This is a genomic window from Terrabacter tumescens, from assembly GCF_014646815.1.
GTDB classification, from domain to species: Bacteria; Actinomycetota; Actinomycetes; order Actinomycetales; family Dermatophilaceae; genus Terrabacter; species Terrabacter tumescens.
The window spans coordinates 18,120-43,182 of sequence record NZ_BMNZ01000012.1 but is presented as its reverse complement, the minus strand read 5'-3'; the positions used below and the strand labels follow the sequence as shown (position 1 = coordinate 43,182).

The window sequence follows — 25,063 nt, the reverse complement described above, 5'->3', positions numbered from 1 at the left end:
TAAGGGGACGGGGAGAGGCGCGGAGACAAAAGCTTGAAATCCGAATTGCCGTGAAGATCGGAGTCCTCAATATCCTTTTTGGGTTTTTCATCAGCATTTCCCAAGGGGCAATTCGGACGTTTCGGACCGTTCATGGGGACGTCAGCCGTCTGGAGCGCTCGCGTGCTGGTCCGCGGGCGCTTCGTGTTTATGCATTTGAACGGAGCGGACCGGGAAGGGGCGATCCGCGTTTAGAAGGTCGAACGGGAAACGTCGGCATTTCGCGTCGACCGTTCCTATCGTTTTCGACATGACCTCCACGCAGCTGGCGACGCAGCGACCCGCCCACTGCCCGGCGTGGTGCGTGCAGCGACACGGCATACGCCAGGGTGAGGACGATGCCATCCACGTGAGCGGGGAGTTGCTCGTGAGGGGGACGTCGCTGCGGCTGTGCACGACGATCGACCCGGTGACGCTGCAGAGTGACGGTCCCTACGTCCTCGTGGGCGGCGAGGAGTACTCGCTGCACGAGGCGGACGCGCTCATCGACGCGCTGACCCAGCTCGTCGACGAGGGGTTCGGGCTCACTCGCCGCGCAGGAGCCTGAAGGCGCTCTCACGGTCCTTGACGCGCAGCTTCTTGAGCACGGACGACACGTGCACGCGCACGGTCGTAGCCGACAGGAAGAGGCGCTTGGACACCTCCTCGGTGGTGAGCCCCTGACCGAGGAGCTCCATGACCTCCCACTCGCGGGCGCTCAGCTTGGCGGCGGCCGTGCTGCGGCGGGCGAAGCGGCGCTTGGCCGGCGCGCGGAACTCGTCCATGATGCGCGCAACGAGCCTTGGTGGCATCGCGGCTTCGCCGTCGAGGACGCCACGGAGTTTGTCCGCCAAGGTCGCCGGGTCGGTGTCCTTGAGGAGGTAGCCGGACGCGCCGGCCCGCAGGGAGTCGAAGAGGTCGTCGTCCTCGGCGGACTGAGTGAGCATGACGACGACGACCTCGGGCGCGGCGCGGACGATGTCGCGCGCAGCCTGTATGCCGTTGCCGGGCATGTGGATGTCGAGCAGGGCAACGTCGGGGCGGCGCTCCACTGCGAGCCGTACGGCCTCATCGGCCGTCGCGCCCTCCCCGCAGATCTCGCAACCGCTGGCTTCGAGGGCCTCCCGGATGCGGCCTCGCATGCGCGCGTGGTCGTCGGCGAGGACGACGCGCAGGGTCACCAGGTCACCGCGACGGTGGTGCCACGGCCCGGTGCCGAGTCGATGCTGAAGGTGCCTCGCACCGAGGAGGCGCGCTCCTTCATGCTCGTCAGGCCGTAGCCATCAGCATGACGGCGCACCACGGTCGGGTCGAATCCCTCGCCCTCATCCTGGACGAGAAGCCGCCGCCGCGGTCCGTGACGGTCGAGACGCACCCGCACGCGGTCGGCGCGGCCGTGACGGATGGCGTTGGACACCGCCTCACGGGTGATCCGGATGAGAGCGTGCCGCTGGTCGGCGTCCGCGTGCACCGAGTCGTCGACCTCGACCTCGAGGCTCGCGTTGTAGCGGTCCGCGACCTGGCGGGCGGCGCGGTGCAGCACGAAGCCGAGGGGCTCGTCGCTGCTGCGGCCGAGTGCGTCGACGGCGGCGCGGGCCTCGTCGAGGGCGCGGTCGCACGCGGCCACGATGCGCTGGCGAGAGTTGGGGTCGCCGCTCAACGTTTGGGCTTCCGACCGGATGTAGCCGAGCTCCTGCACGACCCCGTCGTGCAGCTCGCGGGCGAGGCGGCGCCGGTCCTCGAGGACGGCGTCCTGCGCCTGCATCGACCAGTAGCGGCGGATCTCGCGGGCGGCGCCGACGAGGAGGACGGCATACGACGCGGTGCGCAGCAGGTCGCCGGTGTAGAGCCAGTCGCTGTAGAGCGAGGGGAAGAGCAGGTAGTTGAGGCGCGCGAAGGCGGCGAGCGCGAACGCCGGCCCCAGCCAGCGGATCAGCTCGTCACGCCCTTCGGCGCGCGGCCGCGAGGTGACGGCGAAGGCGACGGACGCGACTGCGAAGCACAGGGCCGTGACGGCGTGCGCGGCGAGCAGCCCGGCGTGCCCGGCGATGACCGGACGCTGGGCGGAGGCCGGAGGCGTCTGCGCCAGGGCGCGCGGCAACGAGTCGCCCAGCGCCCACGTCACCGCCACCCCGACGGCGACGGTGACCCACGGCAACAGCTTCAGCGGACGGCTCCATCGTCCTGCCGGTCGCCGGGCGCTCGTCATCGAAGCAGCAAGGACGAGGACCGCACCGACCACCCGAACAGCGACCGGGACCCACACGCCACCACGATCGTCGTCAGGACCGATCAGCCGCAGCACGAGCGTCAGGCCGATGCCGGCCAACCCGAGAAGGAGTAGCCCTGCGGCCAGGAGCAGGTCCTGCAAGCGCCCCGTGCGCGAGTAGCGGCCGAAGAGGAGGTAGGCGACCAGCAACGCGACGCCCGTGTCGAGGGAGTCGAGCACGAGGTGCAGATCGGGGCTGTGGTAAGCGAAGAGCAGGTACGGCGTGCCCACGATGGCTGCTGTGACGGTGACGCCGAGCGCCCAACCGAGGAGGGTCGGGAGTATGCGTGAGGAGGCCACCTCAAGACCTGGTCGACCGCGACCAGGCACCCCCAACTGCCCCATCCCCGGAGTGTAGAAGGAGCCTCTGCCTCAGATGCGTGAGTTGGCGGAATTAGATCGAAAACGGTAAAGAAGTGGCGCCGTCCGCGGTATTCTTCATGTTCGTAAGCGGACAAAAAGGATGCGATCCTTGCCACTGTTTCGGTGAAGAACCCGCCCTACAAGGCGCTCAAGGATCCATCAGCAAAAAGCGCGCTGAGGGTCGAACCGTCCTGCATCGCCATGGTGACCTCGCAACGGGACCAGCGTTTCGACTCAGCCGTCCTTGGTGATCGGGCCGGGGTTCTGGGCGTCGGAGAAGTGCCACGTCAGTTTGCCGTCACCGCGCTACCAGTCGTTGATGCCGTCCGGGTCGACAGGGCTGAGGTCATAGGCGATGACGCATCGATACGGCGGCGCCTCACCATCGAAGGAGCCTTGAACGCTCGGCGGGGCGCAACGAAGCGCTCAACGCATTCTTCTGCGAAGGCGAAACCAGTAGACATCCGGGATGTCTTGCCAGCCAGTTGGAAACTGCTAACTGACCGTCGTCAGTTCCGTTCGAATCGCGGTGCAACTCCCTCGCCATTTCATTGGCTCTTACAGTCCACCCACCCCGCAGCGCGAGGTACCACTGCTGTGCATTCATCGGATCCATGATGCTTGGAGACGTTGAGAAGACCATTGGGGTGCAGCCCCCGGAGCGTGTCGAATTGTGAAGCAGCGCGGCTGCAACCGGCGTCAGCCTCTGAGCAGCAGCAGTGTGGGCTTGGAGCCGAGCTGCTGGACTGCCTGAGGGGAGAGTGCCGGCCAAGGCGCTGATCAGGATGGCGCAAGCTCCCGCAACGGGACGTATGTTCGGACTGAAGCGCATGGCGGCCAGATTCCGTTTCGGCGTCGTGGCGAGCACGGCGATCAGCAGCGTGCAGGAGAAGAGCTCGAACCCTGCGAGGTACTTCCAAAAATAGTAGCTCGGAAAATTGCTGTGACGAATTTGAATATATGCCACGAGCGAGGCTGTGAGCATGCAAGACACGATGGCGTATAGAAGTAGATTAGTGCGTAGAAATCTTGCCTTGGCTCGGAATCTCTCAATTACTGGGGACCGCCCGTAGGTAATCGCAATGCTCGCGGCTGCCGCTATGACCGCTGTCGCAAGCAGGTTTGGCGCTTCGATTGCGCCGGGCGTTGCAAGATAGCTGAGCTGCTGACCCGCCACCATGCTTTTGGCTCGAAGGACCGCGAGCCCCGCCACGGCGGTGACCCCCAGTAGCGCGATGCCTCTCACCGGCTGCTTCGCGAGGGGCTTGAGGGGCATCGTGAGAATGGCGCTCGCGAATACGGGAAGCGACATCGTCAGGAGCAGGATCCATCCATGAGCAACGGCGACCGTTGTGCCGAGCATCGCGATGCCATGCACAGTTTGATTCATGCTCGTCCACTGGACTGCGATGAAGATCGAGCACGATGTCAGGACGCACGGGAGCCAGAAAGCCGTGAACCCGCTCAGGTGAAGGACCAGTCCCGGACCCAGGGAGAAGACCGAGATGAGAGCGACTGCCAGTGCCATCGTCGATGTCATGCGCCGGCGGGCGGCGGGGATGCTTGTGAGTCCAGCCACGAGGACCATCGATGCTGCGCCGACCACCACCAGGCATGCGTGCGAATAGAGCGACACGAGACTGGCGGAGTCAGAGGCGCTGCCCGGCCATAAGAGGGCAGAAACCGATGTAACGGTCGCGTGGAAGGCTTGAGGGTAGCCGGAGTAGGGCAATTGATCGCCTGGCGGCTTAGGAAGCATCTCTTGGGTGACGCCGTTATTCCATATAGATGCGAACATGGCATAGTGCTCGGAGTTATCCCAAGCCGGCAAGAGCGCAGCCAATTGGGAGGTGTTGTCCACCCGTAGATAAGCGAACGTGAGCACGGCCATGGACACAAGGGCAGCGACCGGCGGCAAGAGGTCGGGCCAGGCCGTGACGGGTAGCAGGCGACGCTTGGTGGAGCGTCTGGGGACAAGGGCCCAGACGAACCAACCAACGGCCGCTGCTGACACGACCGCAAGGACACCCGTCACTCGTCCCTCAGGGAGGGGGATCCACCACAACATGCAATTCCAGCCGAGTGCACAAGTGCCTAGCAGGAAGACTCGCTCTGAAAGTGTTCGGCCCACTGGCAGCGCTAAGAGCGCCAGGGCCGCAAGGAGGGCCGCGGCGAAGCCATCGATCATCCCTTGCGCTCGCGCGACGGTAACGAGTGTCCCAACGGCCAGCGCCGCAGTGCCCGCAAATGCGCCACGGCGGGCATTGGCCCGAACGGGAATGATCCGTAGCGGATCGTGCGCTCCGACTTCGTGCATCGCTGCCAGGCCCCTGTGTGTGTCGACGTCGAGCACTGCCCTGTGCCGGCCCTGTCCGCCGTGGCCCACCCGACGGCGACCGTCGGACAGTCTGCCTCGTGCGAGCCCCAGACGTCTCAGATTTCGCTTGATCCGTTTCGGGACGAATTAATGGTCCGTCCAGCAATGGTGGAACGTGCCTACGATTGTTCAAGCTCGGTGAGGACCAGTGCTCCGATGTGGCGCATGCCGCGGAGGACCGCCCAAACCGTGAGGTGGTCGAGTGTCGTGCCGGGCGCCGGGTCCCAGTTCGCGATGGCTGACCACGAGACCGTGCGCTCGCCGACGGTCACGGCGCCGACGTCGGCACGCACTCCTGCGTCCGTACCGGTCTTGTTCCAGAACGTCGTCGGCAGGTCGAGCGACGAGTGATGCGCGATTGGGTCCATGCCGCCCTGCTCGACAAGGGCAGACCCGACCATCGACTGGTCGACGTTGGCCGAGAGCCACTGTCGAACAAGGCGATCGGACTCCGGCCCCACGGCAGTGCCGTTCGACAGCTGGCTCATGAGCGCGCTCAGCTCGTCGGCGGTCCCAGTGGCAAGGGTTGGTGGGTGGCCGGTGCCCCGGACGTCGCGGACGCGGTCGTGCAGGGCGGTGGCACGCAGGCCGAGGGCGGTGGCTCGGGCGGCGACCTCGGCGAGCCCGACCCGCTGGAGCAGGACGTTCGTGGCGAGGTTGTCGGAGACGGCTCCGACCAGGGCAGCGACGTCGATGAGGGGCAGCGTCTCGACCGAGAGCGTGTGCCAGAGGCCGGAGTCGCCGACCCACAGGTCGACGGAACGAGTCAGCGGCTCGTCAGGGGACAGCTCCCCAGCCGCGATGAGTCGGGCCGTCTCGACGAGGAGCAGCACCTTGCCGACGGACGCCGTGCGCAACGGCAGGTCGGCACCCGACGAGGCAAGCGGCATACCTGATCCGTCACGGACGCACACCGACCAGGTGACCCCGCCGGCGTCCGGAAGCTCGAGCTCCATGTCAGGCAAGGGATCCGAGCCACTGGAGGAGCGCGGCGTTCACCTGGTCCGGTGCCTCCTCGGTGAGGAAGTGACCGGCGCCGGGGACCTTGACCTGGCGGTAGTCGCCGGGCACGAAGGCGCCTGAGCCGTGGTTGACGCCGGCGATGACGCAGCCGTCGTCGCTGCCTTGCAGCTGCAGTACCGGGACGCGGATGGCGCGTCGGATGCGGCGCATGAAGAGCGGGCCGTCGGGGCGCACCGAGGAGCGGCCGAACCAGCGGTAGTGCTCCGCGGCCGAGTGGGCCACGAAGGGGATCATCATGGCGTCGCCGTAGCGAGAGACGTCCTCGGCTGTCGGGAAGGTGCCGAACGGCGAGGCCCACGAGCGCAGCAGGTCCGCGACGTAGTCGTGGGACCTGGCCATCTCGCGCTCGGGGACGAACGGCTTCTGGAGCCCGCCGATCCATGCCGAGGCGCGACGCTGCTTGGGGTTGGACCACGTCGAGTGCCGCATGATCCGCGGGTGCGGCATCGACAGCGAGGCGACGGCACGAGTCACGTCCGGCCGGAAGGTGGGCATGCACCACGCGATCCAGCCGCCGAGCCCCTGGCCCATGACGACGGCATCCTTCTCACCGAGCGCGCGGATGATGCTCGCGGCGTCGAGGGTCGACATGTAGGTGTCGTAGCCGCGCGGCGGCTTGTCGCTGCCGCCGTAGCCACGCAGGTCCATGGCTGCGACGTGGTACCCAGCGTTCGCCAGGGCGACCATCTGGTGGCGCCACGCGTACCAGAACTGCGGGAAGCCGTGGAGCATGAGCACGAGCGGCCCGTCGCCCATCTCGGCGACATGGAAGCGGGCGCCGTTGGCGGAGACGTAGCGGTGCTCCCACGGTCCGTCGATGTTGACGAAGGCAGCGTCGACGGACATCGGGGAGGTTGAGGTCTTCGGTCAGGCGTCGCGCGACGGGTCCGGCGTGGTGACCGCCGTCGTCGACGGGAGGTCCTTGCGGTCCCACTCGGGACGCGGTGCGGGGACCGTGGTGCCCGGGTGCTCGGCCGCCGACTTGAGCGCGGCCACCGTCGTCTGAGCCTCGGAGATCGTCTTCTCCGGCGTCGGGTTGACGGTCTTCATCTTCTTGACACCGAGCATCGCGAGGACGCCGGCCACGAGAAGCATGAAGACGGTGACGATGAGGAAGCTGAGCCAGCGCGGCAGCCCCAGGGCCTGGATGCCCTCGGCGATCGTCGTGAAGATGAAGTAGACGGAGTAGAAGCCGATGACGGCCGCGCCTGCGAGCAGACCCCCGCCGACGCCCGCCTTCTTCACCTGCACCGAGACCTCAGCCTTGGCCAGGGCGATCTCGCTGCGAACCAGCGTCGAGATGTCCTGTGTCGCGGACGCGACCAGCTGGCCCAGTGTCCGCTCGTGCCGGGGATCCGTGCTCATCGGCTCACTTCCTCGGTGCTCGTTGGTGACTACGCGGTCGCGCCTGCCAGGTGCAACCCTACTGCGCAGTCCCTACCCGAACGCGCACGGCAGGCACCATCACGCCGGATCGAGTCATCGGTGACAGTCGCCTATGGGGGCCATGGAAGCAGGGCTGGCGCCGGGTCGAGGATGTAGAGATAGCGGATCCAGAACCATTGGGTCCACAGAGCCACCGCCGTCAGGACCGCGAAGACGATCAGACCGGTGCGCCTGTTCGTCCACGACAGCGGCAGGATCTGCACGGCGATGAGGAGGGGGGCCGCCAGCAACAGGTAGCGCAGGAGCCCCGGCGTCGGCGGGGTCACGAGGATGACGAAGACGATGTATGCCGCTCCCCAGACGCGCAGCTCGAGCGACAGGCCCAAGTGGCGGGCAGCGACCTCGGCCAAACACAGCGTGGCCGCGAGCACTGCGACGATCGTCAGCGCGCCACCGACACCGGCGATGCGCCCCACTCCGCCGATCCAGCCGAACTCGAAGGTGCCGAGCATCGATGCGGTTCGTGAGACTCCCGACAACGGCTCGTTCGTCTGATCTGACGCGGCACGCGTTGCCCCGAACAGGGCCGAGGCCAGCGCATTCCACAAGAACGGTGAAGCCACTGACGCCAACGCACACGCGGCTAGCAACACCTTGGAGGCCGGTCGGAACACCTCCGCGTCCCTGTTGCGCAGGCGTGCGAGGGCATGTGCCGCGAACACGAGGACCAGCGGCGCGGCGACGGGTCGGGTGAAGGCCAGCAGGAGTACGCCGGCAAATGCCGGTGCGTAGCGGTGCGCGAGGGTGAACCTGATGGTCAGCAGAAGGAAGACGAGCGCGGCCGGCTCGCTGTAGGCCAGCGTGAAAAGAGGCGCCGACACGAAGGTGTTGAGCGCGAGAGCTCCGGCCAACGCCATTGCCGTCCCCAAGGGGGCACGTAGGAGCGCATAGAGAAGCGCCGTCGCGATGCCGCCCAGAACGAGGTTGAGGACGACGGCTGCCGCGGGAAACCCGAGGCCGGTGAGGGCCATGACCAGACGGACCGACATCGGGAAGACAGGAGGAAAGGCCCACGTCCACGTGTCGTTAGCCGAATGCGACTCGGTGCCTGTCGGGTAGCCCTCCGTGGCGATGCGCTCGTACCACTGACCGTCCCAGTTCGCGAGGACGCCGCCCAGCCCGGGCGCGGCAGGCAGGGCCGTGTGGACGAAGTACTCGGACGGCTTTCCGCTGGGATTCGCAGGGCCGGTCGCCGACTGGGACTCGGACGCCAGCCATAGCTGCCCCAGATTGACGAGACGGAGTGCGAGATAGCCGAGAACGAGGGCGCTCCCGATGGCCCATCGATGGGCGTACGCGCGGGGCGTCGCGCGAAGTCCCGCGCTAACGTCACTCTGTCTCGCACGCATCCCGAGCAACATAGCGGCGACGACGAGGCGACGCGCGGCCTTCGACTACCTGTGCGACGACGTGTCGTCGGGCGCGACGGTCACTCGTTCGTCGCCGTTCTCCGCTCAGCTGCGCTCGTACACGTCGGGGATGCCGTCGTGATCCCGGTCCTCAGTTTCTCGGGCCGCGACGAGCCTGTAATGCCGGTTGCGGATCCGGAGCACGACGCTCGAGAGCATTGCGGCGATGAGACTGCCGCAGAGGACCGCGAGCTTGACGTGGTCGTCGCGCTCGGACCCGGTGCCGAAGGCGAGCTCACCGACGAGGAGGCTCACGGTGAAGCCGACACCGGCGAGCAGGGAGAGTCCCAGGACGTCGGTCCAGGTCAGGTCCTCGTCAAGCTCGGCACGGGTGAAGCGGGCGACCGCCCACGTGCCACCGAGGATGCCGACGGCCTTGCCGATCACGAGCCCGACGACGACACCGATCGCGGCAGGGTCGCGCAGGGCAGCGCCGAAGCCGCCGCCGACGACCGTGACACCGGCGGCGAAGAACGCAAAGACGGGCACCGCGAAGCCGGCGGAGAAGGGACGGATCTTGTGCTCGATCCGCTCGGCTAGCGAGTGCCGGTCCGGGTCGTCCTCGACCTCGCGGTTGACAGGCACGAGGAGGCCGAGCAGCACACCCGCGACCGTCGCGTGGACGCCGCTCGAGTGTACGAAGACCCAGGCGAGAAAGGCGGGAACGGCGAGGATGAACGGGTTGGTGATCTTCCGCTTGAGCAACAGGCGCCACGCGGCGAGCGGGACGACGGCCGCAAGCAGCCACAGGAGGCGGACGGTGTCGGTGTAGAAGATGGCGATGATGGTGATCGCGATGAGGTCGTCGACGACGGCCAGAGTCAGCAGGAACGAACGCAGCGCGCTTGGCAGGTGCGTGCCGATGACGGCGAGCACCGCCAGAGCGAAGGCGATGTCGGTGGCCGTCGGGATGGCCCAGCCACGCAGTATGCCGCTGACCTGGCTTGCGCTCTCGCCTTCGCTCATCAGCGTGGCCGTGACGACGAACAGGATCGCGGGTAGCGCGACGCCGCAGACCGCTGCCGCGATGGGCAGTGCCGCCTTGCGGCGGTCGGACAGGTCACCCGCGACGAACTCGCGCTTGAGCTCGATGCCGGCGACGAGGAAGAAGACGGCGAGCAGCCCGTCGGCCGCCCACGCCCCGAGCGAGAGGTCCAAGTGCAGGGCCTGAGGACCGATGACAGTGTCGCGCAGGGCTGCGTAACCGTCGCGCCACGGCGAGTTGGCCCAGACGAGTGCGATGACGGCGGCGGCGAGGAGGATGGCCCCGCCGACCGTCTCGGCCCGAAGCGCGTCAGCCACGAAGCGAGCCTCGCGCCAGGTGCCGCGGCCGAGGAGCCGATTGCCTGCGCTGTCTCGGGCCGATGTCGGCGGGGTCGCGGTGGGGTGCGGGTCGCTCACCTTCGGGGTCCCTTCAGGGGATGGGTCATGGGCCGCCGACCAGACTTCCCGGCACACCATGGCCACTCGCATCGTCGCCGTGAGCCGCCCTGATTCTAGCGAGAGGGCGGCGCAAGGCTCGGACGTGTCCCGGAAGCCGGACGTGGCGCGCGCGAGGTGTGGCGGTCGAACAGGGCTGACGGAGGTGATGCGGTGGCCGAAACGCCTTGCACCCCGGCCAAATCGGACTAATTAGACATCGGTGGATCCGACCGGTTGGCAGCCGTAGATTGTGGCTCGGGAGGGGGGCTCCCACATATGGGTGAGTGATCTTTGGGGGTTTGACGATGAACGACAAGCCAGCAGGTTGGTACTACGTCGGCGACGGCACGCTGCGCTACCGCGACGACTACGGGTGGACCGAGTACTACATGGACACCAAGGACCCACGCGCGCAGGACTGGCCGCCGCCGCAGCCCAAGACAATGCTGCAGCAGCTGCGTGAGGACGAGGCCGCTCGAACCACGGCCGCCCCTCATCGTGGTTCTCGTGTGTCCACGCTCTTCGGCCGGCGCCGCGCTCGGCACTGACCCCACTCGTCAGTACGGCCGTGTCGTCTGCTCGTGCGTTCGAATGGCGTGGGACACCAGCGATAGCAGAGCGACGAGGACCACTCCGGGGCCGGCGAGTAATCCGACGCCGGTCGCCAGTCCGATCTCGGCGTCAAGTGAGACAAGCCCGACCATGCATCCGGCGCCAAGGACCCAACACATGCCTGCCCAGGGTGCACGGCCAGCGGCGATGAGTCCAGTGCCGGCCACGGCCGCCGCCGTCGCCGCGACCGTGGAGAGCGCGAGTGCCAAGGCGATCACCAAACTCACGTCGGGCTTCCGCCCGTAGAAGAGCGGAAGTGCGATTGGAGCGCAAATCACAGCCAGCCCGGAGGCAACCCCGGAAACGATGGACACACCCCTCACGCCTCGCCGGAGGCCGCGCGAGAACTCGCCAAGCTCGCCCTGCGCCCAAGACCTGCTGAGTGACACGAGCGCAGGAGTGGTGAAGCCTCCCGCGAGCACCGACGCCAGTCGGAAGTAGCTACTGACCACGACGAACGCCCCAACGGTCGCCGGAGCACTCTCGCCTACTCGCCAGTCGATCACCAGCGGGGCGCCACTGAGGCAGACCTGGTAGCCGAGCGCGACGACGACGAAGGACAGCTGCTCGCCTCGCACATCCGTGCTTCGCTTCTGGGTGAGAGACACCTTCTGCCCACCAGGGTTGGCCATCGCGGCAAGGGCTCCCGCGAGCAGCGTAGGGACGCCAACCGCGCAGGCCATCAACCACGGCGCTGCCGATGGCAACGCCACTGCGGCCACGACGAAGGCAAGGCGCAGCAGCGCTTCAGCTCCGAAGAGAGCCGCATAGGTGCCGAGCCGACCCGAGCCGGCGACGTACCCGCGCGCTGCACTGGCGAGGGTCCAGCCCAGGATGCCGCTCACGACAGCAAAGGCCGTATGGGTGTAGGTCGCAGCGGTTGCAGACCATCCGGTCCACGCCATGGCGCCCACGCCGGCAACGACGCCCAGGACGAGCAAACGGAAGATCGGCACCTTGGTTTGCGCGGACAAGCCCGCGCTCACACGCCGAGCGACAAGCTGTTCGGTGGGCATGGCTAGGCCGTAGCCGAAGAGTGTTGTGGCCGTCCAGGCCAACGCGAATCCTGCGAAGGCCTGCGGCCCAAGTGAACGCGGCCCTGAGGCAAGCATCGCCACGACCGACAGCGCCACCGCGAGATTGCCCAGTGTCACCTCCGTGACACCGCGTTGCCGTGGTGACCGCTGGCGCATCACGAGCCTCCGACCCCCATCCTTCAGGCACCGACCGGAGCCCTGTGCGGTCACGATAGACCGGCAAGAAGGTCACCGACTCGAATTGCGCCTTGCGCCCGATACGCGTGTTCGTCGGGCGTCCGCTGGGTAGCATCACGCGGGTGACCGGACCTGATGCGCAAGACGCGGCGCCTGCCGACGCAGGCGTCGATCGACGCCGTGAGATCCGAGGCCAGATCGACAGTCTGCTCGACGAGTACTTCGACCTTGTCGAACCGATGCCGGCCGACACGTGTCCTCTCTCGGTTCCGCTCTACGGCGCCAGCGAGGTGCGCGGCGCGCTACTCACGCTGCTCGAGCAGAACGTCACGATGGGCGCGAAAGTCCGAGAGTTCGAGCGCGAGTTCGCCCAGTTCGTCGGCACCAAGCACGCGGTCATGGTCAACAGCGGATCATCCGCCAACCTGTTGGCACTCGCCGTGCTGTCCAACCCGTCGATGCCTGGCGCTCTCCGGCCTGGTGACGAGGTCATCGTCCCGGCTGTGACGTGGGCGACGACGATTGCGCCGATCCTCCAGCACGGCTGCATTCCCGTACTTGTAGACATCGACCCCCGGACGCTCAACCTTCGGCCCGAGGACCTCGCCAAGGCGCTGTCCAGTCGTACACGCGCGATCATGCCGGTGCACCTGCTCGGCAACCCGATCGACATGGCGCCACTCATGCAGTTCGCCCAAGAGCACGATCTCTGGGTCATCGAAGACACCTGCGAGTCGCTGGGTAGCTCGATCGACGGTCGCATGGTCGGCTCGTTCGGTCAGTGCGGCACCTACTCGTTCTATTTCTCTCACCACATCACGACCATCGAGGGAGGCATGCTCGTCACCGACGACGACCTCATCGCAGACCTCGCACGGTCGATGCGTGCCCATGGTTGGACGCGGGACATGGTCCAGCGCACGGAAGTCGAGTCGGCCAACCCATGGATCGACCCGCGATTCCTCTTCGTCAACGTTGGCTACAACCTCCGCCCCATGGAGCTGCAGGCGGCCTTCGGCTTGGTCCAGCTCAAGCGTCTCGAGTCGTTCAATGACAGCCGCCGGGCCAACGCGGAGTACCTCCTCAGCGCGATGTCCGGCCTGTCCGACCACCTCGAGTTCGTCACGGAACAACGAGGCGGTCGTAGCACGTGGTTCGGGTTCACCGTCATGGCTGAGAGTGGGGACGTCCGCCGCAGACTGAGTGCCCACCTCGAGGCGCGTGGTGTGGCGACCCGTCCGATCGTCGCAGGCAACCTTGCTGTGCAGCCGGCCTTCCGTGACAACCCGCATCGCACCGTCGGTCATCTGGCAGGTGCGACTCAGGTAGGTGAGAGGGGCCTCTTCGTCGGGAACCATCCCAACCTCAGCCGGGCCCAGCTCGACCACATCGTCGAGTCCTTCACGTCCTTCTTCGTCGACCCGCGCTGACCTGTGCCGACCAACGCCACGTCACCGCGGTCGATCCTTTGGCTTCACAGCCACTTCGAGTTGCCGACTGGTGGCACGAAATACATCTACGAGGTTGCCCGCCGCGTCGCGAAGGACCGACCGGTGACGATGTTGGTCGAGTCGGCCTCCCCCTTTTGGCGGGGAAGATATGCCGAGGCTGGTATCCCGCTGCACGAGGTCGGCGGTCTGACGTCCACAAGCCTCGCCTATTGGGCCCTTTTTCCTGCGCACCTGCGTCGTGACTTCGCGAAGGTGGACGACCTGGCGAATGATGCAGGCGTGATCGTCTCGAGCTTCTTTCCGATGCCATGGATCGCTGAGCGCGTGTCAGGGCGACGCGGGTTGCGGCACGTCTCGCTGTGTTTCGAACCATTTCCGTTCTTCCACGACCGTGAAGTCATCGGGATGTACCCACTCTGGAAGCGCACCCTGCTCAAGGGTCTTCGGTTGGCTTACGGGCATCTGGACCGTGCCGGAGTGACCGGTGCCGATGCGCTGGTGACACTCAACGAGTCGACTCGGCGCGAGATATCAAGGGCTTACGGCCGCTCAGACGCGACCCCCGCCTATGCAGGAGTGGACACGGATCTCTTTCGTCCGTACTCGGACGACGAGATCGCTCATTTGGTACAGCGTTTCGGAGCGGGCCCGTGGGTCATCCACTCGACCGACTTCTCGCCGATCAAACGCACAGATCTCGCTCTGCGCGCCTTCGCCGAGTGCGTGCAGCTCGACGAATCGGCCCGGCTCCTCATCACGAGCACACGTCAGGATCCGACTGCCGAGCAGCAGATGCGACGACTGACGGTGCAGCTCGGCATAGAGGAGCAGGTCGTCATGGCAGGGTTCTTGCCGTTCGAGGATCTTCCGCGGGTGTACTCGATGGGCACTGTTCTGCTCCAGACCGGCACCTCGGCCGGTTCCGGTGCGACCACCATGGCGCTCCCGGTCAAGGAGGCCCTGGCCTGTGGCACCGCCGTGGTCCGCAGCCGTGCAACCGAAGAGGACGTCGAGGACGGCGTGAGCGGCTACCTGGTCGACCCAACCAATAGCGTCGAAACCGGCGCGCGACTGGCCGAGCTGATCGCCGACCCTGGGCGGGCCACGGCCATGGGTCTTGCTGGCCGGGATCGGATCATGCGCGCCTACACCTGGCCGTCTGTAGTGAACGTCGTGCTCGCGGCGGTCGACGCATGACGCGACACGCCCTGGTGACGGGGGTCAGCGGCTTCACGGGTCGCCACCTCGCACGCCGCTTACTGGCGGATGGGTGGTCCGTCACCGGCACAGTGCGGTCGCGCTCTGCGGAAATGGACGGCGTCGAAGAACGGCAGATCGACGTGGACGACTGGCGCGGACTGCGGGCTCTGGTCGCGGAGGTGCGCCCTGACGTCGTCTACCACCTTGCCGCGGTCGTGGACACGGTGACGACGCCTGACCTCGCACGCCTCTATCGCACCAACACCATAGGCACCGCGGCCGTGCTCGACGCGGTTTCCCGGTCCGGGACTGCATCCCGTGTTCTCGTGGCGAGCTCCGCGTTCGCCTACGGTCGCGTCACTCACGGTGCGGACAAGATCCACGAGGACACCCCCTTGGCTCCGATCACGGCATACGGTGCTTCTAAGGCCGCGGCGGAGGCCATCTCACAGCAGTGGTGGCGGCAGACGGGTGTCGACCTCGTCGTCGCTCGGGGTTTCCAGCACACAGGGCCCGGACACGTCGGTGCGTATGCCCTTGCTGACTGGGCACGTCAGCTTGCGGCCGGCGCCACCACACTCGAGGTCGGCAACCTCGACGTGGTGCGTGACTACCTCGATGTCCGAGACGTGGCTGCGGCCTACCTTGAACTGGTTGAGGCGGGCAGACCGGGCGAGGTGTACAACGTCGGGAGTGGTATCGGCAGGAGCATGCGGCAGATGCTCGATGGCCTGGTGGAGGCGTTCGAGCGTGATGTCGCGATCCGAAGTGACGTCGGTCGGTTTCGTCCCAGTGACCAGCCGGTGTTCGTGGCCGACGTGGCGAAGCTGCGACGCGACACGCGATGGGTGCCGGAATACCCGATCGAGAAGACGCTTGCCGACCTTGCGCGTTCAGCACTGGACGGCGCAACCGCTCGGGGGAGTGACTGATTTGCACCATTGGCAGCCCTTCATCCTCGGTAGCATGACCGGGCGTCCGCGAGCCTGCGGACAGGGCCTCAGCTGCGCCATCCGGACGAAGGAAGACTTGTGACGAAACGTGCCCTGATCACCGGCATCACCGGGCAGGACGGCTCGTACCTCGCGGAGTTCCTGCTGGCCAAGGGCTACGAGGTCCACGGCCTGATCAGGCGGGCATCCACCTTCAACACGACCCGCATCGACCATCTCTACGTCGATCCGCACGAGTCCGAGGCCAAGCTATTCCTCCACTACGGGGACATCACAGATGGGTCTCGACTGGTCACGCTCCTCGCTCAAGTGCGACCGGACGAGGTCTACCACCTCGCAGCCCAGTCGCACGTGAGGGTCAGCTTCGACGAGCCGGAGTACACCGGCGACACCACCGGGCTGGGCACGATCCGCTTGCTCGAGGCGATCCGCATGATTGGTCTGCAGTGTCGCTTCTACCAGGCATCGAGCTCCGAGATGTTCGGGGCGGCAGCGCCGCCGCAGAACGAAGAGACGCCGTTCTACCCGCGTAGCCCCTACGGTGCCGCCAAGGTCTACAGCTACTGGGTCGCTCGTAACTACCGAGAGGCCTACGGCCTCTTTGCGGTGAACGGCATCCTCTTCAACCACGAGAGCCCGCGTCGGGGCGAGACCTTCGTGACCCGAAAGATCACTCGGTCGGTCGCTCGCATCAAGGCAGGCCTCGAGACCGAGCTCTACCTTGGTAACCTCGACGCCGTCCGCGACTGGGGTTACGCGCCGGAGTTCGTCGAGGCGATGTGGTTGATGCTCCAGCAGGACGATCCGCGCGACTACGTCGTCGCCACAGGCAGCGCCTACTCGGTGCGCGACTTCGTCCAGTTCGCCTTCGATCACGCGAGCCTCGACTGGGAGAAGCACGTTCGATTCGACGAGCGCTACCTCAGGCCGACGGAGGTGGATGCGCTCATCGGCGACTCGTCCGTCGCCAAGTCTGCCTTGGGTTGGCAGGCCGAGGTCCATACGCCGGATCTTGCTCGGATCATGGTCGATGCCGACCTCAAGGCACTTGAGACCGAAGGCTCCCCATGGGTGCATCGGGCTTGGGCTCATGACTGATCGCGGCGCCGTGCTCGCGGTGGTTCCGACCCTCGGTGAGCGCATCGACACCCTCGGACCGGCTCTCGCGAGTATCCGCAAACAAGAGGGAGTCGACGTACGCCTGGTCGTCGTCGTGCCCCCTGGGGCTCAGGATGCACGTCGCATCGCAGAGGAGCATGGCGCTGTCGTCGTTGACGATCCGAAGCGAGGCTTGTCAGCCGCGGTCAACGTCGGCATCGCCCAGGCGGACGGCGAGGCGTACTTCTCGTGGATCGGTGACGACGACGAGCTGCACCCTTACGGCCTGCGAACTCTGGTGGATCTCCTCGAGTCCGACCACGGAGCAGTTGTGGCGTTCGGTGCCTGCGACTACATGGACGACCGTGGAGAGATCTTTGCCGTGAGCAGCGCCGGCAAGTGGGCGCGGCGCGTGCTCGCGTGGGGCCCGGACCTCATCCCGCAGCCGGCATCCCTCACCAGGCTGTCTGCCATGAACGTCGTCGGGCCATACGACGAGAGCCTGAGGTTCGTCATGGACCTCGACATGTTCCTCCGACTGCGCGGACAGGGCCGCTACGTCACGACGCGAAGCCGGATCGCGAAGTATCGATGGCATCCGGACGCACTCACTGTCGCGAACCGTGATCTGTCCATCACGGAGGGCGACAGCGTCCGACGGCGGCACCTGCCGTCCGCAGTCAGGCCGTTGGCAGTGCTGTGGGAGCGGCCTGTTCGAGTTGCCATCAACGTCGTGTCCGACCAGCTTTCACGCCGCGCCCGCAAGAGGCGGCGCACGTGACTTCGGCTCTGATCTCTCTCGACAGGAGCGCCCCCTTCTACGTTGCAGGACATCGCGGCCTCGCTGGCGGTGCGGTCTGGCGTCACCTCGACGGCGCGGGCTTCACGAACCTCGTCGGGCGTCCCTCGTCGGACCTGGACCTTCGCGAACGCGACGACGTGTTCGCCTTCTTCGACAAGGAGCGGCCCCGCTATGTGGTCATGGCGGCCGCGCGCGTCGGTGGCATCCTGGCCAACAGCACCCGGCCGGTCGAATTCCTCTCCGACAACGTCCGCATCCAGGTCAACGTGCTCGATGCCGCTCACGCATACGACGTGGATCGCCTTCTCCTGCTTGGCTCCTCGTGCATCTATCCGAAGTTTGCCGAGCAGCCGATCAAGGAGTCCTCGCTCCTGACTGGGCTTCTCGAACCGACCAACGATGCCTACGCCATCGCGAAGATCGCCGGTGTCATGCACGTCCAGGCGATGCGACGCCAGTACGCCAGACGCTGGATCAGTGCCATGCCCACGAACCTCTACGGTCCGGGCGACAACTTCGACGTCGACTCGTCCCATGTGCTCGCTGCCCTGATCCGTCGCTTCGACGATGCCGTCCGCACAGGTGCCTCGACCGTGACCAACTGGGGTACGGGGGCCCCTCGTCGTGAGTTCCTCCATGTGGATGACCTCGCTTCGGCCGTGCTGCACGTCCTCGAGAACTATGACGACCCAGCCCCGATCAACATCGGCACCGGGAAGGACCTCACGATCCGCGAGCTGTCCGACCTGGTCGCACAGGTTGCCGGGTATACAGGCGCAGTCGAATGGGATGCCTCCAAGCCGGACGGCACCCCTCGCAAGCTGCTCGACGTGTCTCGACTGCAGGCGCTGGGGTGGCGACCTGGCGTCGAGCTGCGCGCCGGCGTGGAGCGGGCCTACGACTGGTATGCCGCTCACCGGGACTCCGCGCGCCGCTGATCATCTCGACCATTCGACCGGCATGGTGGGCCAGTCGAATCGCCTCAGTCGCTCTTCAACGTCTTCGCCTCGGTCTGATTCGACACACCCCGAGTCTCGGTGTCGAGGCGCAGCAGAGCGGCCTCCTCGGCGACGCGGAGCAACCGCTTCTCGAGGCGCCCCATCTCTGCGGTGAGCTGGATGAGGATGAGCAGCAGGCCGAGGAAGCCGATGAAGAAGAGCAGGTTGAGGGGCACGGCGACCCCGGTCACCTGGGCCGCCCAGTCGAGAGCACCGGGGGCTAGCGCCATCAGCGCCGTGATGACGCCGACGATCGTCCAGGTCACCGCGAAACGTCCTCGGATGTAGCGACGCCTGACCATCTCGAAGATGGTGAGGACGACCAGTGATGCCCCCGCGAGCGCGAGACCGAATCCGCCTGTCACTGCAGCACGCCGCCCGTGACCGGCTTGGCGCGAACCATGCCGAGGAAGACGGTCGCCACCGCGCGGCCGGCGTAGCCGATCGAGGAGACCGTTCCCTGGCTCGGTCGACCGCCGGCGCGCTGACGCATGACGACGCCGACCTCTCCGACCCGAAGGCCGGACCGACGTGCGAGGACGAGGGACTCGACTGTGTCGCCGAGGTACTCGCATGGGTAGTGGTGGGCGAACAGCTCGACAGCGGCCCTGGAGAAGGCACGGAAGCCCGACGTCGAGTCGGTGAGCGTGTTGCCGACGACGAGGCTCATGAGCCCGGCGACGAGGCGCATCGAGGTGCCCCGCATCCGGTGGACGTCGTAGCCGGCACCTGAACTGAAGCGGCTGCCGATGACGATGTCGACCTGAGACGTGGCATCAATGAGTTCTTGTGCCTGGGATGCGACGTGCTGACCGTCCGCGTCGATCTGGACGACGACGTCGTAGGCGTTCGCGGAGGCGTACCGGAAGCCGGTGCGCATGGCGCCCCCGACGCCCATGTTGAAGGGGTGGCGCGCTACCTTCACGGGGAAGCGTCGAGCGATGGCGGCCGTGGCATCCACCGAGCCGTCGTCAACGACGAGGACGTCCGCTGCCGGGAGGGCGTCGAGGACCTCGGTCAGCACCGCCGCGATGCATTCGGCCTCGTTGAAGGCGGGCATGACGACGAGGACTCGCGGCTCAGCCGTCGGCCCGCCGCCTCCCTGTGTCTGTTGTGTCATCCCTACCCCGTTGGTCGTGTGCGCCGCCCCCGGCGGATCCGTCCGCGCTCATGGTGCACCGGCCCTCTACTCCGTGTCCGGCAAACGGACATATCCGTGACACGCAATGGGTCAGGGATGTGCAAAGACCTGCCGATGTGACCCGTATCGCCTAGGCTCACGGCGTCTCCGGCTGGCACCGAGCCATGGCCATCGCGAGGCTCGAGTACGCGCTCGTCGGAGGGGACCACATGCGCGATGAACGACAGTCGCAGCTGACGCGACCCGAGGATCCGACCCGTGCGGAGGCCTCTGCACCGGCGCGACGCCTCGTCGATGGGGTGCGCGCCTGGCTCGGGCGGTGGTGGGTGCCGCTGGCCATCTTCGCGACATCTCGGATCGTTGACGCCGTGTTCCTGGCCATGGCGGCCGAGGACCAGGTAGCGCTTACCCGGACCCGCCTCGACTACTACGTGTACGAGCCGACCCCGTCCGACCCCGGCTACTCGGGCATCGTCTCCAACTGGGACGCCCAGTGGTACCGGCGGATCGCGACGGACGGCTATGAGCTGCCCGCCCCCGGCGGGAGCGCAGCTGACACACGTAATACCCTGTGGACGTGGGCGTTCCCGCCCGCCTACCCCATGATCGTGCGGCTCGTGATGATCGTGACGTCGCTGTCGTTCCCCGTGGCGGCGACGATCGTGAGCTGTCTGGCGGGCGCGAGTGCCATGGTGCTCATGTACCGCCTCGTGATCCGCACCGGCGGACCCTTCCTCGCCGGCGTCACGGTCCTCTTCTCATCGTTCTTCATCAGCGCCCCACTGCTGCAGATCGGATACAGCGAGGCGCTCGCGCTGCTCTTCCTCATGGCCGCCCTGAACTTCATGGTGGATCGCCACTATCTGTGGGCCACGGCTGCTGTGCTCGCGCTGTCGATGACTCGCCTCGTCACCCTGCCCTTCCTTCTCGTGGTGGTCGTTCACGGCTACCTGCGATACCGGTCGGAGGGTGGCTTCTGGCGTGCCAAGCCAACGGAGGCTGCGTCGCTGGCGCTGGTCGGAGTGATGAGCGTCTTCGGTCTCTTCTCGTGGATGCTCGTCGCCTCAGCCTTCATCGGCATGGAGGCCGGGACGGCCAGGAGTGTCGGCTACAGAAGCTTCTACTTGGGCTGGTTCGAGGAGGCTTACAGACTCTTTGGCCCGCTCGGACCTGTCCTGATTGCGATCTTCCTTGTGCTTCTCGCCCTCATCATGATGGGCCGCACGGCGAGAGCATGGTCTCCAGAGCTCCGAACGTGGTCAGTCGCATATCCGGCGTTTCTCATGGCGACCACACCGATCCTTCCGGCTGTCCTGCGCTACCTGTTGTTGACGCCTACCCTGCCAGTGCTCTTGGCCGGGACGCCACGTCAGCCGACGAGGCGCGCTCTTGCCTGGGTCGCGGTCGTTCTGGTGGTCCTGCTGCTGTGCCAGCGTTGGTATGCCGCGAACATCATCGTCGTGTGGACGACCGAGCTGCGGCCCGCGCCCTGACTAGCGTGTGAGCAAGTGGTAAGCCCCGACGACGGTCGCGGACCTGAAGCCGGCCGAGCGCGCCACCTCCTCCTGGGGCGACCCCGGCAAGGCGACGACGACATCGGAAGCGGCGAGCCCGCGTGCCGCTCCCTGGGAGTCGCCGGCCATGAAGGCGAGGTATGCCGTCTGGTCGGCATGCGCGAAGGCGTCCAGCGGGTTGCTTGCCCACACCCGGGCGCCGGCCACCGCCAGGGACTCCGCCAGTGGTTCCGGGGCCAGCACGGTACGGCCGGCGGACATCTCGGTGATCCTCGCCGCTTCCATGTCCGCGGCACGGAATGACGGAGCGCGTGCCGCCAGGAGGGCGGCTGCGCCCAGGAGTCCGACTACGGGAAGGACCATCAGGGTCCATCGCGACCGAGCCGGCGGCGGCTGCGGGTCCTTGAAGGGCGTTCTCACCCGGGTGGCGGCCGGCACCGCGAGGAAGAGCAAGAGCCAGATGCCGTGTCGCGCGGACGACAGCGTTGCGACGACGAGGCCCAGTGCGGCGGCGTACTCCCACCAGGGGAGCCGGCGACCCAGGGCGAGCACCGCGAGGGCTGTGGCGGAGATGAGAAGCAGCACGTCGAACGGGTTGGCCAGGCTCAGACGACTCCACATCCCGGAGTCGTCGCTCGTGGCGGCGCCACCGAGGACGCCGAGGTAGTAGCGGGGAGCGTCGAGCAGTCCCGGATTGAGGCAGATTGCCGCCAAGGACGCGACTCCTACGCCGACCGCCGTCCTGGGTGACATGCGGAGTCGGGACACGGTCAGGTAGCAACCGAGCACTGCGACCCCGGCCAGCACGGCGCCGTGCAGGTTTCCCCAGAAGGCGACTAGGGGCACCGCCCACCAGATGGCGTTCGTCGGACGGTCGTGCTGACGACGGATGAGGACCAAGAGGAGGGCGTAAGGGACGAGAGAGAGCAACTGCGCACGGGCAATGAACAGGGCGGTGACGGCTCCGAGCGACACCGCGACGATCACGGCTGCCGTCGCCACTGGCGTGGCTCGTCGCCATGTCGCGTCGGCCGCCAGGATGGCGAGAGTGACTGTCACCGCCACGATCTGCGCCACGACGGGGCCAAGGCTGCCGGCTGCGTGGATCACGGAGAACGTCATCTGGCCGAGGACCGTCGTATTGACCCAGTTGGTGGAAGGCGCCGCCGCAAAAGGGATTCCAGTCGGGATCGATCCACGTCGTCGAATGTGATCACCCATGGCGGACAGCCATAGAGCGTCTGATCCGACGACAGTGATGGCGCTGGCGAGCACGGCCACGACGGTCAGCACGCCGGCCACGACCGCGGATCCCGGCGGCCAAGCCTTGCGGCTTCCCGCTTCGATGCCCGCTGCTGCCACGACTCGCCCCTGCTCTCTTGATGTGCTCTGACCTGACCCCGACCGAGATGGATCCCTCGTTGCAACGCTCTCACTGAGGGCGGTCCGAAACGCGCACTTTGGGAAGGTGTTGTGAAGTTCAAGCATTTTCAGGACACGGTGTGTCGCGGCACCTAATCTTCCCTCAGCGGGGGGCACATTCGGGTGGCCCTGCATCACTGGGAGGAACCCTTCACCATGACCAAGATTGCTGCCAAGGTCCAGACCAAGGTCCAGACCATGCTCGACCGCGAGCGTGGCGCGACCGCCGTGGAGTACGGCCTGATGGTTGCCCTGATCGCTGTCGTGATCATCGCTGCCGTCACCCTGCTCGGCAACAAGCTCTCGACGACGTTCAACAACGTCGCCGCGCAGGTCTGAGCACGCACCACGGGTGCGAGGCCGGGGGTACGGCTTCGCACCCGTGACTCGCTCGTGGAGGGGTCCTACGAGCTCCAACTCACACAGTTCGGGCGTAGTGCCTCATCACCAGGGAGAAGTTGACATGACCAAGCTCGTTGCCAAGATCCAGAGTCGCCTCGCATCCGAGCGCGGCGCTACCGCCGTCGAGTACGGCCTGATGGTTGCCTTGATCGCGGTCGTGATCATCGCTGCCGTCACCCTGCTCGGCAACAACCTGTCCACGACGTTCAACAACGTCGCGTCCCAGGTCTGATACTTCGTAGGACGTCCACGCCGGGGGGCGCTGGGCGACACTGCACAACTTTTGGGGAGGGCGATCCGGCATGGCCAGAACTGATCGCGGCGCATCCGCCGTGGAGTTCGCGATCGTCCTTCCTGTGCTGTTCCTCGTCATCGCAGGGATCGTCGACTTCGGTCGGTACTTCTTCACCCAGATTCAGGTCACGAACGCATCGCGTGAAGGTGTACGTGCTGCCGTCGTGCTTATGAACCCGTCCGCAGCTGACATGACGGCGATCACGCAGCGCGCCCTGGCCGGGGCTGCCGGGGTGCCCGGGGCGGCGGTGCCGGGCGTCGTCACTTGTGCCTCGGGTGCCACTACGAATGCCTCGGTCACCGTAACCGCGCCATTCAACTGGATCGTCATGGGCCCGGCGATCCGGCTTGTCGGAGGCAACTGGTCTCTTTCAGGCCCGGTCTCGGCGACAGGAGTCATGCGATGCGGTGGGTAGGGCCAAATGCCAGTCACGGACGCAACGTTCGTGAGCACGGTGCCGTAGCGGTCATCGTCAGTGTGCTCGTGGCGGCCGGCGTGGTCATGGGATCGTTGGCGATCAGTGTAGATATCGGCCAGATCATGTCAGAGCGTCGGCAATTGCAGAATGGTGCAGACGCAGCTGCGATGGCCTTGGCGGCCATGTGCGCTGAAAGCGGCAACGCCAGCTGTGCGGCAGACTCAGCCAGTTCTTACAACCCTGCGGCGACCGCGGTGAAACCGTTGGCGAACTTCAATGCGAAGGATGGCCTGAGCTCGATCGCAAGCATCTGCGCCGCGAACGTTGCAGGCTTCACCGACACCTGCGCGCCGGCCGCTGCGGATGCCGGGAACCTCGGAAAGTGCAATCCTCTCCCGACCGGCTTCAACGCTGCGATCAAGTATGTCGAGGTTAGGACGCGCACTCAGACAAGTTCGGGCAGCACTGTTTTGACCCCGTTCGCTCAAGCTCTCGTTGGCGGAGGTTCGTCCGGCACCACTGTCTCATCTTGCGCACGCGCGGCTTGGGGCCCTCCTTCCAGCACCGGAAACACACTCCCCCTTGTCGTGGGCAACTGCGAGTGGCTCAAGATGACGGCGAACGGCACCAAGTACGCGCCCGGCCCGCCGTACTCGCCAGCCCCGGGCACCTCAACGACATTGTTGCCTACCGTAATCAAGACAGGCGGATACGTTGTTGGGATCCAAGCTCACGCTGACGCCAACAACGTGGATCCCGCCTGCCGCAAGGCCAACGGTGAGTACTATCCAGGCGGTTTCGGCTGGCTTTCGGAGACGGACTGCGTCGCGTCCATCGCCGCAGACGCAACAGTCAACGGCGAGACCGGTGCAGCGGTACCAAACGGCTGCAAGACCGCGAGCAACCTCAACCAATGGGTGGGGCGCGAGGTCTTCATTCCCATCGCCATTTCCGATACTGGATCCGGGACGAGCGGCGTCTACCAGCTGGACGGCGTCGCGTCGTTCTTCCTAGCTGGCTACTCGAGCCTGCCGTCCGGCGGTACCTACGCCGTTTACAAAGACGAGTTGAACGTGTGCTCGTCCAAGTGCATCTGGGGCTGGTTCACATCTGGCCTCTTACCCGTCGGATCGTCCGTGGGGACGGGGACATCGAAGGGCTCCAACATCGTCGTCCCTGTTGGATGACACGAAACGCTTCACCTGAAACTTCTCTG

25 protein-coding genes are annotated in these 25,063 nt (G+C 66.3%); 13 read left to right on the top strand and 12 right to left on the bottom strand.

The window, feature by feature from the left end:
- The first annotated feature begins 289 nt into the window (after positions 1–289).
- The gene (locus IEY30_RS20880; protein WP_030203524.1) at positions 290–586 is read left to right on the top strand and encodes a DUF6907 domain-containing protein; all 297 of its coding nucleotides are present in this window, start codon (positions 290–292) and stop codon (positions 584–586) included.
- On the opposite strand, the gene IEY30_RS20875 is transcribed toward IEY30_RS20880, so the two are convergent.
- The 8 genes from IEY30_RS20875 to nhaA form a co-directional block, all read right to left on the bottom strand.
- Complete coding sequence (locus tag IEY30_RS20875) at positions 564–1,199, bottom strand: response regulator (RefSeq protein ID WP_030203522.1); 636 nt, start codon at positions 1,197–1,199, stop codon at positions 564–566. The two genes, IEY30_RS20880 and IEY30_RS20875, sit on opposite strands and share 23 nt — an antisense overlap.
- Entirely contained in the window at positions 1,196–2,587 is a 1,392-nt protein-coding gene (locus IEY30_RS20870) for a sensor histidine kinase (protein ID WP_052359072.1), read from the bottom strand. The genes IEY30_RS20875 and IEY30_RS20870 overlap by 4 nt, the downstream gene beginning before the upstream one ends.
- Before the next feature lie 442 nt (positions 2,588–3,029).
- Entirely contained in the window at positions 3,030–4,541 is a 1,512-nt protein-coding gene (locus IEY30_RS20865) for a hypothetical protein (RefSeq protein ID WP_156035506.1), read from the bottom strand.
- Positions 4,542–5,146: 605 nt separating this feature from the next.
- Positions 5,147–5,983 carry a serine hydrolase gene (locus IEY30_RS20860; protein WP_043417446.1) on the bottom strand — a complete coding sequence of 279 codons (837 nt, stop codon included), beginning with the start codon at positions 5,981–5,983 and terminating at the stop codon, positions 5,147–5,149.
- A 1-nt stretch (position 5,984) separates the two neighbouring features.
- Positions 5,985–6,896 carry an alpha/beta fold hydrolase gene (locus tag IEY30_RS20855; RefSeq protein WP_030203512.1) on the bottom strand — a complete coding sequence of 304 codons (912 nt, stop codon included), beginning with the start codon at positions 6,894–6,896 and terminating at the stop codon, positions 5,985–5,987.
- 21 nt (positions 6,897–6,917) lie between these two features.
- Positions 6,918–7,415, bottom strand: a complete 498-nt coding sequence (locus IEY30_RS20850; protein WP_043417445.1) for a phage holin family protein — start codon at positions 7,413–7,415, stop codon at positions 6,918–6,920.
- Between the two features lie 131 nt (positions 7,416–7,546).
- Positions 7,547–8,845 (bottom strand): hypothetical protein, encoded by a 1,299-nt coding sequence (locus IEY30_RS20845; RefSeq protein WP_156035505.1) that lies wholly within the window; start codon positions 8,843–8,845, stop codon positions 7,547–7,549.
- Between the two features lie 105 nt (positions 8,846–8,950).
- Entirely contained in the window at positions 8,951–10,306 is a 1,356-nt protein-coding gene (gene nhaA, locus IEY30_RS20840; RefSeq protein WP_030203502.1) for a Na+/H+ antiporter NhaA, read from the bottom strand.
- Between the two features lie 326 nt (positions 10,307–10,632).
- Between nhaA and IEY30_RS20835 the strand changes: the two genes are divergently transcribed.
- Positions 10,633–10,875 carry a hypothetical protein gene (locus tag IEY30_RS20835; protein WP_030203499.1) on the top strand — a complete coding sequence of 81 codons (243 nt, stop codon included), beginning with the start codon at positions 10,633–10,635 and terminating at the stop codon, positions 10,873–10,875.
- A 9-nt stretch (positions 10,876–10,884) separates the two neighbouring features.
- Here IEY30_RS20835 and IEY30_RS20830 read toward each other — a convergent pair whose 3' ends face one another.
- Positions 10,885–12,093 (bottom strand): lipopolysaccharide biosynthesis protein, encoded by a 1,209-nt coding sequence (locus IEY30_RS20830; protein WP_156035504.1) that lies wholly within the window; start codon positions 12,091–12,093, stop codon positions 10,885–10,887.
- A gap of 131 nt (positions 12,094–12,224) precedes the next feature.
- On the opposite strand from IEY30_RS20830, the gene IEY30_RS20825 reads away from it, so the two are divergent.
- From IEY30_RS20825 to IEY30_RS20800, 6 genes are all read left to right on the top strand, one after another.
- A complete protein-coding gene (locus IEY30_RS20825) occupies positions 12,225–13,583 on the top strand; it encodes a DegT/DnrJ/EryC1/StrS family aminotransferase (protein ID WP_156035503.1) in 1,359 nt (452 codons plus the stop codon).
- A gap of 129 nt (positions 13,584–13,712) precedes the next feature.
- Positions 13,713–14,801: a glycosyltransferase gene (locus IEY30_RS20820; protein WP_373286747.1), complete on the top strand. Its 1,089-nt coding sequence runs from the start codon at positions 13,713–13,715 to the stop codon at positions 14,799–14,801.
- Positions 14,798–15,736: an NAD-dependent epimerase/dehydratase family protein gene (locus IEY30_RS20815; RefSeq protein ID WP_052359068.1), complete on the top strand. Its 939-nt coding sequence runs from the start codon at positions 14,798–14,800 to the stop codon at positions 15,734–15,736. The genes IEY30_RS20820 and IEY30_RS20815 overlap by 4 nt, the downstream gene beginning before the upstream one ends.
- A gap of 99 nt (positions 15,737–15,835) precedes the next feature.
- Positions 15,836–16,855 (top strand): GDP-mannose 4,6-dehydratase, encoded by a 1,020-nt coding sequence (gene gmd / locus IEY30_RS20810; protein ID WP_030203480.1) that lies wholly within the window; start codon positions 15,836–15,838, stop codon positions 16,853–16,855.
- Positions 16,848–17,636, top strand: coding sequence for a glycosyltransferase (locus tag IEY30_RS20805; protein ID WP_162181038.1), 789 nt, complete (start codon positions 16,848–16,850; stop codon positions 17,634–17,636). Before gmd ends, IEY30_RS20805 begins: the two co-directional genes overlap by 8 nt.
- Complete coding sequence (locus IEY30_RS20800; protein WP_030203475.1) at positions 17,633–18,595, top strand: GDP-L-fucose synthase family protein; 963 nt, start codon at positions 17,633–17,635, stop codon at positions 18,593–18,595. Before IEY30_RS20805 ends, IEY30_RS20800 begins: the two co-directional genes overlap by 4 nt.
- Positions 18,596–18,639: 44 nt before the next feature.
- Here IEY30_RS20800 and IEY30_RS20795 read toward each other — a convergent pair whose 3' ends face one another.
- Both IEY30_RS20795 and IEY30_RS20790 read right to left on the bottom strand, forming a co-directional pair.
- The gene (locus IEY30_RS20795) at positions 18,640–19,020 is read right to left on the bottom strand and encodes a DUF2304 domain-containing protein (RefSeq protein ID WP_052359066.1); all 381 of its coding nucleotides are present in this window, start codon (positions 19,018–19,020) and stop codon (positions 18,640–18,642) included.
- A complete protein-coding gene (locus tag IEY30_RS20790) occupies positions 19,017–19,775 on the bottom strand; it encodes a glycosyltransferase family 2 protein (RefSeq protein ID WP_052359064.1) in 759 nt (252 codons plus the stop codon). The genes IEY30_RS20795 and IEY30_RS20790 overlap by 4 nt, the downstream gene beginning before the upstream one ends.
- 185 nt (positions 19,776–19,960) lie before the next feature.
- Between IEY30_RS20790 and IEY30_RS20785 the strand changes: the two genes are divergently transcribed.
- Complete coding sequence (locus IEY30_RS20785) at positions 19,961–21,289, top strand: putative hexosyltransferase (RefSeq protein ID WP_030203469.1); 1,329 nt, start codon at positions 19,961–19,963, stop codon at positions 21,287–21,289.
- Here IEY30_RS20785 and IEY30_RS20780 read toward each other — a convergent pair whose 3' ends face one another.
- Positions 21,290–22,672, bottom strand: a complete 1,383-nt coding sequence (locus IEY30_RS20780) for a hypothetical protein (protein ID WP_156035501.1) — start codon at positions 22,670–22,672, stop codon at positions 21,290–21,292.
- A 216-nt stretch (positions 22,673–22,888) separates the two neighbouring features.
- Between IEY30_RS20780 and IEY30_RS20775 the strand changes: the two genes are divergently transcribed.
- From IEY30_RS20775 to IEY30_RS20760, 4 genes are all read left to right on the top strand, one after another.
- Positions 22,889–23,071 carry a Flp family type IVb pilin gene (locus IEY30_RS20775; protein ID WP_030203466.1) on the top strand — a complete coding sequence of 61 codons (183 nt, stop codon included), beginning with the start codon at positions 22,889–22,891 and terminating at the stop codon, positions 23,069–23,071.
- Positions 23,072–23,195: 124 nt separating this feature from the next.
- Positions 23,196–23,366, top strand: a complete 171-nt coding sequence (locus tag IEY30_RS20770; RefSeq protein ID WP_030203464.1) for a Flp family type IVb pilin — start codon at positions 23,196–23,198, stop codon at positions 23,364–23,366.
- A 70-nt stretch (positions 23,367–23,436) separates the two neighbouring features.
- Positions 23,437–23,844, top strand: coding sequence for a TadE/TadG family type IV pilus assembly protein (locus IEY30_RS20765; protein WP_081920684.1), 408 nt, complete (start codon positions 23,437–23,439; stop codon positions 23,842–23,844).
- Positions 23,832–25,034 carry a pilus assembly protein TadG-related protein gene (locus tag IEY30_RS20760; protein WP_156035500.1) on the top strand — a complete coding sequence of 401 codons (1,203 nt, stop codon included), beginning with the start codon at positions 23,832–23,834 and terminating at the stop codon, positions 25,032–25,034. Before IEY30_RS20765 ends, IEY30_RS20760 begins: the two co-directional genes overlap by 13 nt.
- Positions 25,035–25,063: the final 29 nt, after the last annotated feature.

Excerpts from the sequence above, each read along its gene's own strand:
- IEY30_RS20880 (WP_030203524.1), top strand. The coding sequence starts at position 290 with ATGACCTCCACGCAGCTGGCGACGCAGCGACCCGCCCACTGCCCGGCG.
- IEY30_RS20865 (WP_156035506.1), bottom strand. The coding sequence starts at position 4,541 with ATGGCCGTGCTCACGTTCGCTTATCTACGGGTGGACAACACCTCCCAA.
- IEY30_RS20860 (WP_043417446.1), bottom strand. The coding sequence starts at position 5,983 with ATGGAGCTCGAGCTTCCGGACGCCGGCGGGGTCACCTGGTCGGTGTGC.
- IEY30_RS20855 (WP_030203512.1), bottom strand. The coding sequence starts at position 6,896 with ATGTCCGTCGACGCTGCCTTCGTCAACATCGACGGACCGTGGGAGCAC.
- IEY30_RS20850 (WP_043417445.1), bottom strand. The coding sequence starts at position 7,415 with ATGAGCACGGATCCCCGGCACGAGCGGACACTGGGCCAGCTGGTCGCG.
- IEY30_RS20845 (WP_156035505.1), bottom strand. The coding sequence starts at position 8,845 with ATGCGTGCGAGACAGAGTGACGTTAGCGCGGGACTTCGCGCGACGCCC.
- IEY30_RS20835 (WP_030203499.1), top strand. The coding sequence starts at position 10,633 with ATGAACGACAAGCCAGCAGGTTGGTACTACGTCGGCGACGGCACGCTG.
- IEY30_RS20820 (WP_373286747.1), top strand. The coding sequence starts at position 13,713 with ATGTTGGTCGAGTCGGCCTCCCCCTTTTGGCGGGGAAGATATGCCGAG.
- IEY30_RS20815 (WP_052359068.1), top strand. The coding sequence starts at position 14,798 with ATGACGCGACACGCCCTGGTGACGGGGGTCAGCGGCTTCACGGGTCGC.
- IEY30_RS20805 (WP_162181038.1), top strand. The coding sequence starts at position 16,848 with ATGACTGATCGCGGCGCCGTGCTCGCGGTGGTTCCGACCCTCGGTGAG.
- IEY30_RS20790 (WP_052359064.1), bottom strand. The coding sequence starts at position 19,775 with ATGACACAACAGACACAGGGAGGCGGCGGGCCGACGGCTGAGCCGCGA.
- IEY30_RS20785 (WP_030203469.1), top strand. The coding sequence starts at position 19,961 with ATGGCCATCGCGAGGCTCGAGTACGCGCTCGTCGGAGGGGACCACATG.
- IEY30_RS20775 (WP_030203466.1), top strand. The coding sequence starts at position 22,889 with ATGACCAAGATTGCTGCCAAGGTCCAGACCAAGGTCCAGACCATGCTC.
- IEY30_RS20770 (WP_030203464.1), top strand. The coding sequence starts at position 23,196 with ATGACCAAGCTCGTTGCCAAGATCCAGAGTCGCCTCGCATCCGAGCGC.
- IEY30_RS20765 (WP_081920684.1), top strand. The coding sequence starts at position 23,437 with ATGGCCAGAACTGATCGCGGCGCATCCGCCGTGGAGTTCGCGATCGTC.
- IEY30_RS20760 (WP_156035500.1), top strand. The coding sequence starts at position 23,832 with ATGCGGTGGGTAGGGCCAAATGCCAGTCACGGACGCAACGTTCGTGAG.